Here is a 10988-nt window from a genome sequence, read left to right as displayed (position 1 = left end):
CGCCACGGGACGGCGGGTCGGTGCGGTCCCGGCGGTCGGCACGCGGCGGGTCACGGGCGCGTCGCCCCCACCACCCCGTCCGCCGCGTCCGACGTGCGGCGCGCGGTCGTCGGGCCGGGCACGCGCGACAGGACGTCCGCGACGACCCGCTGCGGCGCGGTCCCCGCCGCCCATGCCTGCGGCGTCAGCGACAGGCGGTGCGCGAGGGCGGGCACGGCGACGGCCTTGACGTCCTCGGGGACGACGAAGTCGCGGCCGTCGAGGACCGCGAGCGCCCGTGCGACGAGCACCAGGGCCTGCGACCCACGCGGCGACGCCCCGACCTCGACGGCGTCGTGCGCGCGGGTGGCGGCGGCCAGGTCGACGCAGTAGCGCAGGACGTCCGCGTCGACCGTCACGGCCTCGACGCCCGCCTGCATCGCGAGCAGCGTCGCGGCGTCCACGACGGTCCGGACGATCCCGACCTCGGTGCGCCGCGTGAGGCGGCGGGTCAGGACGTCGACCTCCGCGTCCGCGTCGGGGTAGCCGACCGCGAGGCGGACCATGAACCGGTCGAGCTGCGCCTCCGGCAGGGGGTACGTGCCCTCGTACTCGACGGGGTTCGACGTCGCGACGACGTGGAACGGGTCGTCGAGCCGGTGCGTCGTCCCGTCGACGGTGACCTGCCGCTCGGCCATGGCCTCGAGCAGCGCGGACTGCGTCTTGGGGGCGGTGCGGTTGATCTCGTCGGCGAGCAGCAGGCCCGTGAACACGGGCCCGGGCCGGAACTGGAACGTCGTGGTCGCGGGGTCGAACACGCTCGACCCGGTGATGTCCGACGGCAGCAGGTCGGGCGTGCACTGCACGCGGCGGAACTCCAGGCCGAGGGCCGTCGCGAGGCTGCGGGCGGCGAGCGTCTTGCCGAGCCCGGGGACGTCCTCGAACAGCACGTGGCCGCCCGCGAGGATCGCGGCGAGCGCGGTGCGCAGCGGGTCGCGCATGCCGACGACGACGGTGGCGACCTCGTCGAGCACCGCGCGGCCGTGCGCGGCGACGTCGGGGACGGGCAGGGGTGCGGCGGTCATCGGCGGGGGCTCCCGGGGTCGGTGGGGCGGGCAGGGTCGGCGGGACGGACGTCGGCGGGACGAACGTCGGCAGGGCGGACGTCGGCGGGACGGACGTCAGCAGGGCGGACGTCGGCGGGACGGACGTCAGCAGGGCGGACGTCGGCAGGGCGAGCGTCGCCGGCAGGACCAGCCCCGACCGCGACGTCAGCGGCGCGGTGCGGGCCGAGCGCGTAGAGCACGTCGACCGTGTGCCGCACGTCCGCGACAGTCGGCAGCGGCGACGACCGCCGCGTGAGCGTCGCGTGGGCGCGCGGCCCGACGAGGGCGAGGACCGCGGCGTCGTCGTCGGGCGCCCCGAGCACGAGGCCGTGCCGGGCGAGGCGCACGGCCCCGACGTCCCGCACGCGACGCAGGACGCGCTCGCCGATGCGCCGGTCGCGGCCGACCATCGCCCAGGTCAGCTCCTGGATCTCCCCGCGGGCGCCGTGCCGTCGGACGGGCCGGGAGGTGTCGCCGCGGGGCTCGGCGGCGACGTCGATGCGGGTGAGGACGACGACCGCGGCGGCGACGGCGAGCCCGACCAGCAGCGCGGACGACGTCGAGAAGCCGCCGGCCCACGCGACGACCACGGCGACGACGAGCGCGACGAGCGGCCGGACGTCGAACGCGGCGAGGGCACGGCGCCCCAGGCCGCCGCCTGTCCCGCCCGCGCGACGCCACCTCACGACCGCACCGCCGTCGCCCCGGCGAGCGCGTCCTCGATGGCCCGGAGGCTGGCCCGCGCGGCGGCGACGTCGTCGGCGGTCACGGGGTGCTCGCTGAACCGGGCCGTCAGGTAGAGGCGCAGCAGCGTGCGCGTCGCGGCGGGGTCGGCGGGCGTCGCGTCGAGCACGGCGACGGTGAGCTCGGTGGCGGTCTGGCTCGGGTCGCGGGTGAGCCCGCTGCCGGCCGCGGCGCGTTCCAGCGCGACCCACGCGGCGACGACGGCGTCGTTGGGCGGCAGGTCCTCCGCGAGCCGACGGCCCGCGGCGCGGCTCGCCTCGTGCAGCGCCCGCGTGACGTCCTGCGCGTCGCCCCCGAGCACGAGGCCGGCCGGCAGGCCCTCGTCGGCGGGAGCCTGGCGGGCCGCCCACACCGACCGGAGCAGGCGCCGCCCGACGACGACCAGCAGGGCGACGAGCAGCGCGACGAGGACGCCGAGCAGCACGACCCACCACGCCGGCAGCCCGGTGGCCGTCGCGACGCCGTCGGGCGGCGGTGGGTCGGGGCGCGGCGGCGGGGGTGCGGGCGGGATCGACGGCACGGGCAGCCCGGCCCAGCCGGTCGCGCGACCGGTGACCTGCCACGGCCCGGCGACGGCGGCGCCGAGGACGGCGACGACCGCGAGCGCCGCGACGCCGAGCACGGCCGCGGGGGGACGGCTCGACGGCACGGTCGCTCCCCTCGGTCCGGTGGTCACGGCGCCCGACGACGACGCGGGCGGCTCCGTGCAGGTCAGGGTACTGACCGGTCGGCACCGGTCCGGACGTCCGCGCCGCCGACCGGGGGGCGGGATAGCGTGCCCGGGTGTCCCAGCCGCATCGCCTGCCCGCGCCGCTCGGTGTGCTGGCCGTCGTCGTCGGGGCGCTGCTGTTCGCGGTCAACGGGACGGTCGCGAAGCTCGCGATGCAGGCCGGCCTGTCGCCGACGCGGCTGGTGGAGATCCGCTGCGTCGGGTCGGCGGTGGTGCTGGTCGCGGCGGTGCTCGTCGTCGGTGCGGGACGCCTGCGGCTGCGGGACCGGCGCGAGGTCGTGTCGCTCGCCGTGCTCGGCGTCGTCGGGGTCGCGCTGGTGCAGTGGTTCTACCTGAGCGCGATCGCGCGGCTGCCCGTCGGGATCGCCCTGCTGATCGAGTACACGGCGCCGCTGCTCGTCGCGCTGTGGGCGCGGTTCGTGCTGAAGGAGGCCGTGCACGCGCGCGTGTGGTGGGCGCTGCTCGCGTGCCTGAGCGGCCTCGCGCTGGTCGCGCAGGTCGGCGAGGGCGCGGTGCTCGACGTCGTCGGGCTGCTGTTCGCGGCGGCCGCCGCGGTGTCGCTCGCGGCGTACTACCTGCTGGGCGACCGCATGCTGTCGACGCGCGACCCGCTGTCGACGCACGCGTGGACGATGGCGTTCGCGGCGCTGTTCTGGGTCGTCCTGCAGCCCGTGTGGACGTACCCGTACGACACGCTGGGCCTCGCGGTCGACGTCCCGGGCGGGGTCGCTCCCCCGCTGTGGGCGCTGGTCGCGTGGATCGTCGTGCTGGGCACGGTCGTGCCGTACCTGCTGTTCCTCGTGGGCATCCGCTCGCTCGGTCCGGCGCGCGCGGGCCTGCTCGGGATGGTCGAGCCCGTCGCCGCGTCGGCGTCCGCGTGGGTGTTCCTGGGCGAGGCGATGACGGCGGTGCAGCTCGTCGGCGGGGCCGTGGTGCTGAGCGGTGTCGTCCTGGCGGAGACGGCCCGCCGACGTCCCGCCGCGACCGACGCGGTCCTGCCGGACACGGTCGCGCCGTAGGCCGCTACACCTGCGACAGGTCGAGCGCACCGGCGGCGACGAGCAGCTCGTCGACGACCGCCGCGACCGTCGGCCGCGGCTCGTGCCGGGTGGCGCGGTGCCGGGCGACCAGGCGCCGCGACCCCAGCCCCGGCACGGTCGCGACGGTCACGCCGTCGGGCAGCTCGCCCTGCAGCGCGAGCGCGGGCAGCATCCCGACTCCCTGACCTGCGGCGACGAGCGCGAGGGCGACGTCGAAGTCGTAGTAGACGTGCCGGGTCGACAGCGGCCCGACGAGGGCGGCGACCCGCCCGAGCGCGCGCGCGGCGGCGGTGCCGGGCTCGGACTCCAGCCACGTCGCGGACGCGAGGTCGGAGAGCTGCCCGGGGGCCGCGACCGCGGGGGGCAGCACGAGCCGCCACGGCTCCTCGAGCAGGACGACGTCCCGCTGGCCCCGCGGCGTGTGCGGGTCGGCGTCCTCGTCGCGCTCCAGCAGGACGACGTCGGCGTCACCCGCGCGCAGGCGGCGCAGCGCGTCGTCGGGGTCGCGCTCCTCGACGACGACCTCGACGCCCGGGTGCCGCTCGGCGAGCAGCCCGAGCGCGGGGGTGACGACCGCGCGGATGGCCGTCTGGAACCCGGCGACGGTGACCCGGCCCGCGAGCTCGCCGCCGAGCGCCGCGAGCGCCTTGCGGGCCTCGACGAGCTCGCCCTCGATCCGCTCGGCCGCGTCCGCGAGGATCCGCCCGGCGGCGGTGAGCGTGGCGCCGCGCGGTCCGCGGTCGAGCACGGCGACGCCCTCCTCGGCCTCCAGCCGCGCGATCTGCTGGGACACGGCCGACGGCGTCACCCGCAGCAGGTCGGCGGCGGCCAGGACGCCGCCCGCGCGGTGCACGGCGAGCAGCACGGCGAGGCGGCGGGGATCTGTGCACACGGAGGTTCATCCTCATTCACTTCGGCTACACCCTCAGCGTAGTTCCGTTCGATTGTGCTGAACCCGGTGGCCGGTCAGACTGGACCCACCGCACGACACCGGCCCCCCGGCGACGACGGCCCCTCACCCCTTCCTGTCCTGCCTGGAGCATGCTCGTGTCCGCGTTCGTCACCGCGCTCGGCTGGGTCGGCGCGGCCCTGTGCCTCACCGCCTACATCCTCGTCACCCGCGGCCGCTGGTCGCCCACCTCCGGGCGCTACCAGGCCGCCAACGTCGTCAGCGGCCTCATGCTCGGCACCGTCGCCGCCAGCAGCGGCGTCTGGCCGTCGGTCGTCACCAACATCGTGTGGGCCGCGGTCGCCCTGCACGCCGTGACGGTCCTGCTCCGCGCCCGCCGCACCCGTGCCCGCGCCTTCGCCGCCGAGCACGTGGACGCACCGACGGGGGCCACGACCGCTCTGGGATGATGGGCGCCATGTCCTCCCCCGACGCCACCGCCACGCCCGCGCGCGTCCGTCTGGCCGACGTGACGCCGTCGATCGCCCTCGGCCCGCTGGACGGCCGGTACCGCTCCGCGGTCGCGCCGCTGGTCGACCACCTCTCGGAGGCGGCGCTCAACCGCGAGCGGGTGCACGTCGAGGTCGAGTGGCTGATCCACCTGACGCGCCACGCGGTCGTGCCGGGCGCGCCGACCCTGAGCCCCGCGGAGGAGCAGTACCTGCGGGACGTCGTGGCGACGTTCGGTGCCGCGGAGGTCGCCGAGCTCGCGGAGATCGAGCGCGTGACCGTGCACGACGTGAAGGCCGTCGAGTACTTCCTCAAGAAGCGCCTCGCCGACGCGCCCGCCGCGCTCGGCCCGGACACCGTGCTGCCCGCGGTGAGCGAGCTCGTGCACTTCGCGTGCACCAGCGAGGACGTCAACAACCTGTCGTACGCGCTCATGGTGCGCGGCGCGGTGCAGGACGTCTGGCTGCCCGCCGCGACCGAGCTCACGGACGAGGTCGCGGCCCTCGCGCACGAGCACAAGGACCAGCCGCTGCTGGCCCTCACGCACGGCCAGCCGGCCACGCCCACGACGCTCGGCAAGGAGCTCGCCGTGCTGGCGCACCGGCTGCGGCGTCAGCTCCGGCGGGTCGCGGGCGACGAGTTCCTCGGCAAGATCAACGGCGCGACCGGCACGTACGGGGCGCACGTCGTGGCGGTGCCGGGCGCGGACTGGCCGGTCGTGAGCCGGACGTTCGTCGAGCACCTGGGCCTGACGTGGAACCCGCTGACGACGCAGATCGAGTCGCACGACTGGCAGGCGGAGCTGTACGCCGACGTCGCGCGGTTCAACCGCGTCCTGCACAACCTCGCGACGGACGTCTGGACGTACATCTCGCGCGGGGTCTTCATCCAGATCCCGGTGGCGGGCGCGACGGGCTCGTCGACGATGCCGCACAAGGTCAACCCGATCCGGTTCGAGAACGCCGAGGCGAACCTCGAGCTGTCGAGCGCGCTGCTCGACACCCTGTCGTCGACGCTCGTGACGAGCCGCCTGCAGCGCGACCTCACCGACTCGACGACGCAGCGCAACATCGGCCCGGCGTTCGGGCACTCGCTGCTCGCGATCGACAACGTGCGTCGCGGCCTGCGGGCGCTCGACGTCGACGCGGCCCTGCTGGCGCGCGAGCTCGACGAGAACTGGGAGGTCCTCGGCGAGCCCGTGCAGTCGGCGATGCGGGCGGCGTCGGTCGCGGGCGTCACCGGCATGGAGAACCCGTACGAGCGGCTCAAGGAGCTCACGCGGGGGCGTCGCCTGACGGCGGAGGACATGCGCGAGTTCATCGGCGGGCTGGGCCTGCCGGGTGACGTCGCGGAGCGGCTGCAGGGGCTGTCCCCGGCGTCGTACACGGGCCTCGCGGCGGAGCTCGTGGAGTACCTCGACCGCTGACGGTCGTGGGCGCGGCCTGCCCGCGCCCGGACGGGTCGGGGCGACGACGGTCCCCCGCGCCCCCGGGACGCCCGCGCCGCCGCGTCCGGCAGGTGAGCACGCTGCTATCCGCGCCTGCGTAGGCGCGCGCGCTCGGGTGGGTCGTGGTGAACGTTCTCGACATCGATGTCGGGCGGGGCGTCGACATCGATGTCGAGGGATGCGCTTACCGACGAAGCCGCAGGACTCGATGCGTTCGTATCGGTTCGACGCGATCTCTCGGCCGTCCCGCCGGGTCGAACCGCTTCGACCGGGAACGTTCCCACCGGGTCTGACCTGCGAAATCACACCAATGGGTGAACCGACCTGGACAGGTGACCGCGAAGCGCTGCACAATCGTGCACCAATCCGTCTGGTTCTTCCGGTTCCTCCCCTTCTCGGCAAGGATGCCCCTCCGTGACCCTGATGCAGAAGGCGATCACACCAGCGCTCACCCGCGCGATCCTGACCGCCGGGCACGACCGTGTGGCCGGCTACGTCGTCAGAGCCGAGGACGTCGCCTTCGCGACGACGCCCGCCCAGCTCTTCGAGGTCCACGGCCTCGGCTACGAGGGCTCGCCCTTCAGCCCGTGGGACCGTTCCATCGACATCCTGCGGTTCGAGTCCTCGCCCCAGCTCCAGTACCGCGACGTCCCCGGCTACATCCTCCCGCTGTGGTGGCTCCGGCACTCCCGCATCCCCCCGGGCGCGGAGCTCATCCGGGTCTACGACGACGGCACGGCGACCCTCCTCGCCCGCTACGGCGACGTCGGCACCGGCTGGACCGTGACGCAGCTCGGCGCCCGACGTCCGGCCCTGGCATCGCTCTCACGCTGCGTCGGCCCGGTCGCCAAGTGGCACGGCGCGTACCTCGAGGCGGACGTCGTCGACGGCGGCCACACCGTGGTCCTCGCGCTCGCCAACCCGCCGCTCGCCGAGACCGGCTTCCACCAGGCCCCCTCGGGTCGCTGGTACCGCCGCGTCGCCCGCGAGGACGTCTCCGAGCTGTTCGAGCTCGACCTCACCGCCCGCTGGAACGGCCTGTCCGTCCGCGTCGTCGACCAGTGGCAGGACGCGCAGCGCTACGTCGTGGCCCGCATCTCCCACCTCGGCGACGACATCGAGCGCGCCGAGCGCCTGCACCTCGAGCAGGTCGAGGCCGGCGTCTACGAGGGCATCGTGTACGCCGCCGAGCTCACCGACATCCAGACCAACCAGGTCGTCCCGCACACCTGGGCCCCCGGCCCGGCCGCCCAGCGGCACACGGTGAGCTACTGACGACCACCCAGACCGAGGGCGCGACGACCACGCCGTGATCCCTCCCGAACGCGTGCCGGGCCTGGCCCTCCCCCCCGTCCAGGCCCGGCACGCACCTCTTTCCAGCCGGCCACGCCGTCAGCGTGCGGGCGACGACACCTCGACCGTCGGCACCGGCACGGTCGGCACCGCGACCGCCGCGAGCTCCGCGAGCGCCTCGCCGTACGACACGGCGTCCCCCGCCCGGGCGGCCTCGCGGGCCCGGACGGTCGGCGCGTGCAGCAGGGCCCGGGTGCGCCGGCGCAGCGCGCGCTCGGCCCGCTCGTCGCGCGCGTCCTCCGGCATCGCCGCGAACGCCGCCTCCAGCCCGCCGAGGACACGGGTCCGCTGCGCGACGACCGCGGGGTTCCACTCGCGCACCCGCTGCTCGGCCTCGTAGGCCTCGGCCGCGTCGACGACGATCTGCCGCGCGGACACGACGGCGGCGTGCTCGGCCGGGGCGTGCTCGGCGACGGTGTGCAGACTCACCAGTCGCACGCCGGGCAGGTGCCGGACGCCGGGGTCGACGTCGTGCCGCAGCGCGAGGTCGACGACCGTCAGGGGCCGTGCCTCACCGACCCGCGAGCGCGCGCCCGCGAGCGCGTCGACCTGCAGGACCGCACCGGCGGCGCCGCTGCACGCGACGACGAGGTCGACGCCGGCCAGCTCGGTGGCGAGGTCGGCGGACGCCGGCAGGGCGCGCACCCCGCGCGCGGCGGCGAACTGCCCGGCCCGCCCGCTCGGGGAGAAGACGCGGACGTCGGTGCAGCCGCGGGCCTTGAGCGCCGCGAGCGACGCGCCCGCATACGAGCCGGTCCCGACGAGCACGCAGCTCACCTCGGACCACGGCACGAGGCCCCGCTCGGCGATGTCGAGCGCGACCCCGACGACGGACCGCCCGGCGGACCCCAGACCGGTCTCGGCCTCGACCGCGCGGGACACGCGCGACGCCGCCTGGAACAGCGACTCCAGCGCGGACGTCGTCGTGCCGTCGCGGCGTGCGGTCGTCAGCGCCCGGCGGACCTGCCCGGCGATCTCCCGCTCCCCCACGACCATCGACTCCAGGCCGCTCGCGACGGCGAACAGGTGCTCGCCGGCGGCGTTGCCCGTGAGGGGTCGCAGGTGCGTCATGACCTCGTCGGGGGCGTACCCGGACCGGGTGGCGACGGCCTGCGACGCGGCCGCGAGCGCGGCGGGCGTCTGGTCGGCGTCGTCGACCTCCAGGTACAGCTCGAACCGGTTGCACGTCGCGAGAACGACGGCACCGGTGACGGGGGAGGACGCGCGCACGAGCTCACGACCCACGGCGTGCACGTCCGACGAGAGACGCTCGAGCACGGCGAGGTCGAGGTCGTGGTGACTGGCGACCAGGGACAGCAGCACCACGGTCCCGATTGAATCATCCCGACATTTGTCGGGCACAATCGACGGGTGCCTCTTCCCGTCACACATCCGCTCGTCGACGGCCGTACCGCGAATTCTCCGCTGGTGCGCGCGTATTCCGGGGAGCGCCCGTCGCGGCGCCCCGTGTGGTTCATGCGCCAGGCCGGACGGTCCCTGCCCGAGTACCGCGCGCTGCGAGCGGGCACCGCGATGCTCGACGCGTGCCTCGACCCGGAGATGGCGAGCGAGATCACGCTGCAGCCGGTGCGCCGGCACGACGTGGACGCCGCGATCTTCTTCTCCGACATCGTGGTGCCGCTGCGCCTCGCCGGGGTCGACGTCGAGATCAAGCCGGGCGTCGGCCCGGTCATGGGCGCGCCCGTGCGCACGGCGGCGGACGTCGCCCGGCTGCGCGACCTGGGCCCCCTGACGCCGGAGCGGCTCGCCCCGGTCAGCGAGGGTGTCGCCCGCACGGTCGCGGCGCTCGGCAGCACGCCGCTCATCGGCTTCGCGGGTGCGCCGTTCACGCTCGCCGCGTACCTGGTCGAGGGCGGGCCGTCGCGCGACCACCTGGCCGCGCGCACGCTCATGCACGCCGACCCGCAGACCTGGACGGACCTCACGTCGTGGGCGGCGGAGGTCACGGGTGCGTTCCTGCGGGCCCAGGTGCTCGCGGGGGCGAGCGCCGCGCAGCTCTTCGACTCGTGGGCGGGGTCGCTCGGCCTCGCGGACTACACCGCGCACGTCGCGCCCGCGTCGGCCCGGGCCCTGGCCGCCGTGGCCGACCTCGACGTGCGCAAGGTGCACTTCGGCACCGGCACGAGCGAGATCCTCGCCGCGATGCGGGACGTCGGCGCCGACGTCGTGGGGGTCGACTACCGCCTGCCGCTGGACGAGGCGAACCGCCGGCTGGGCGGTTCCACGCCGCTGCAGGGCAACATCGACCCGGCACTGCTCGCCGCACCGTGGCCGGTGCTGGAGGCGCACGTGCGCGACGTCGTCGAGCGCGGCGCGCAGGCCCCCGGCCACGTCGTCAACCTCGGCCACGGCGTCCCGCCGGAGACGGATCCCGACGTCCTGACCCGCGTGGTCACGCTCGTCCACTCGCTCTGAGCCGGGTGCGGGGCACGGCGTGCGGCGGCCAGACGCAGGTTCCGGGGCGAGGGTGACGTCGCCGCGCAGCGACACCGCACCGGACGCGGACGGCATCTCGTCCGCCGCTCCGCACGCACCTGACGCCGTGGTCGTCGGGGGCGGTGTCGCGGGCCTCGTGGCCGCTCGTGAGCTCGCGCGCGCCGGGCTCCGCACGGTCGTCCTCGAGGGGCGCGACGCCCCCGGTGGGGCGGTCCGCGGGCACACCGTCGCCGGGCTGCGCCTCGACGCGGGCGCCGAGTCGTTCGCGACCCGCGGCGGCACCGTCGCCGCGTACCTCGCCGACCTGGGCCTCGCCGACCGCGTGTGCGGACCCGCCGGGCACGGCTCGTGGGTGCACCTGCCGTCGGGCGACGGGCCGCTGCCCCGGACCGGGCTGCTGGGCATCCCCGCGGACCCGTGGGCGCCGGACGTCCGCCGCACGATCGGGCTGGTCGGGGCCCTACGCGCGTCGCTCGACCTCGTCCTGCCGGCCCGCGTCGGGTCCGGTGCGACGACGCTCGGCGCGCTCGTGCGGGCCCGGCTCGGCGCGCGCGTGCTCGACCGGTTGGTGCGTCCCGTCGTGGGCGGCGTGCACGCGGCCGACCCCGACGACCTGGCCGTCGGCGCCGTCTCCCCCGGGCTCCCCGCCGCCCTGCGCGACGCGAAGGGCTCGCTCGCGCGGGCCGTGCGGTCGCTGCGCGCCGCCGCGCCCGCGGGGTCGGCCGTCCAGGGC

At 76.1% G+C, this 10988-nt stretch carries 11 protein-coding genes; 6 read left to right on the top strand and 5 right to left on the bottom strand.

The features are described 5' to 3' along the window. Positions 1-50: 50 nt before the first annotated feature. Genes CBZ_RS12835 through CBZ_RS12825 form a run of 3 tightly spaced genes read right to left on the bottom strand, consistent with a single transcriptional unit; the run spans position 51 to position 2478 of the window. On the bottom strand, positions 51-1064 hold the full coding sequence (locus tag CBZ_RS12835; protein WP_130781923.1) for an AAA family ATPase: 1014 nt from the start codon (positions 1062-1064) through the stop codon (positions 51-53). Next, the gene (locus CBZ_RS12830) at positions 1061-1771 is read right to left on the bottom strand and encodes a hypothetical protein (RefSeq protein ID WP_130781922.1); all 711 of its coding nucleotides are present in this window, start codon (positions 1769-1771) and stop codon (positions 1061-1063) included. The genes CBZ_RS12835 and CBZ_RS12830 overlap by 4 nt, the downstream gene beginning before the upstream one ends. After that, entirely contained in the window at positions 1768-2478 is a 711-nt protein-coding gene (locus CBZ_RS12825; protein WP_165446762.1) for a DUF4129 domain-containing protein, read from the bottom strand. Before CBZ_RS12825 ends, CBZ_RS12830 begins: the two co-directional genes overlap by 4 nt. A gap of 134 nt (positions 2479-2612) precedes the next feature. Here CBZ_RS12825 and CBZ_RS12820 point away from each other — a divergent pair, with 134 nt between their 5' ends. Next, entirely contained in the window at positions 2613-3578 is a 966-nt protein-coding gene (locus tag CBZ_RS12820; RefSeq protein ID WP_218022765.1) for an EamA family transporter, read from the top strand. A gap of 4 nt (positions 3579-3582) precedes the next feature. Here CBZ_RS12820 and CBZ_RS12815 read toward each other — a convergent pair whose 3' ends face one another. Further along, positions 3583-4491 carry a LysR family transcriptional regulator gene (locus CBZ_RS12815; protein ID WP_130781920.1) on the bottom strand — a complete coding sequence of 303 codons (909 nt, stop codon included), beginning with the start codon at positions 4489-4491 and terminating at the stop codon, positions 3583-3585. Positions 4492-4646: 155 nt separating this feature from the next. Between CBZ_RS12815 and CBZ_RS12810 the strand changes: the two genes are divergently transcribed. From CBZ_RS12810 to CBZ_RS12800, 3 genes are all read left to right on the top strand, one after another. After that, the gene (locus CBZ_RS12810) at positions 4647-4958 is read left to right on the top strand and encodes a CBU_0592 family membrane protein (protein ID WP_174768672.1); all 312 of its coding nucleotides are present in this window, start codon (positions 4647-4649) and stop codon (positions 4956-4958) included. An 8-nt stretch (positions 4959-4966) separates the two neighbouring features. Next, positions 4967-6424: an adenylosuccinate lyase gene (gene purB / locus CBZ_RS12805; RefSeq protein ID WP_130781919.1), complete on the top strand. Its 1458-nt coding sequence runs from the start codon at positions 4967-4969 to the stop codon at positions 6422-6424. A gap of 444 nt (positions 6425-6868) precedes the next feature. Next, on the top strand, positions 6869-7720 hold the full coding sequence (locus CBZ_RS12800) for a UCP033725 family protein (protein WP_246013348.1): 852 nt from the start codon (positions 6869-6871) through the stop codon (positions 7718-7720). Between the two features lie 117 nt (positions 7721-7837). Here the strand turns inward: CBZ_RS12800 and CBZ_RS12795 are convergent, their stop codons facing one another. Further along, positions 7838-9124 carry a glutamyl-tRNA reductase gene (locus CBZ_RS12795; RefSeq protein ID WP_246013346.1) on the bottom strand — a complete coding sequence of 429 codons (1287 nt, stop codon included), beginning with the start codon at positions 9122-9124 and terminating at the stop codon, positions 7838-7840. A 45-nt stretch (positions 9125-9169) separates the two neighbouring features. Here CBZ_RS12795 and hemE point away from each other — a divergent pair, with 45 nt between their 5' ends. Both hemE and CBZ_RS12785 read left to right on the top strand, forming a co-directional pair. Then, positions 9170-10234 carry a uroporphyrinogen decarboxylase gene (hemE, locus tag CBZ_RS12790; protein ID WP_130781916.1) on the top strand — a complete coding sequence of 355 codons (1065 nt, stop codon included), beginning with the start codon at positions 9170-9172 and terminating at the stop codon, positions 10232-10234. Positions 10235-10286: 52 nt separating this feature from the next. Next, positions 10287-10988, top strand: a 702-nt coding sequence (locus CBZ_RS12785) for a protoporphyrinogen/coproporphyrinogen oxidase (protein ID WP_373862177.1), incomplete at its 3' end; no start/stop codon positions are given.

Origin of the sequence: Cellulomonas biazotea, from assembly GCF_004306155.1 — a bacterium.
Lineage (GTDB): Bacteria > Actinomycetota > Actinomycetes > Actinomycetales > Cellulomonadaceae > Cellulomonas > Cellulomonas biazotea.
This window is presented reverse-complemented; position numbering and strand designations above follow the sequence as displayed.

What these genes read in the sequence shown, in the direction of transcription:
- purB (WP_130781919.1), top strand. Translation starts at nt 4,967, where the DNA reads ATGTCCTCCCCCGACGCCACCGCCACGCCCGCGCGCGTCCGTCTGGCC.
- CBZ_RS12800 (WP_246013348.1), top strand. Translation starts at nt 6,869, where the DNA reads ATGCAGAAGGCGATCACACCAGCGCTCACCCGCGCGATCCTGACCGCC.
- CBZ_RS12835 (WP_130781923.1), bottom strand. Translation starts at nt 1,064, where the DNA reads ATGACCGCCGCACCCCTGCCCGTCCCCGACGTCGCCGCGCACGGCCGC.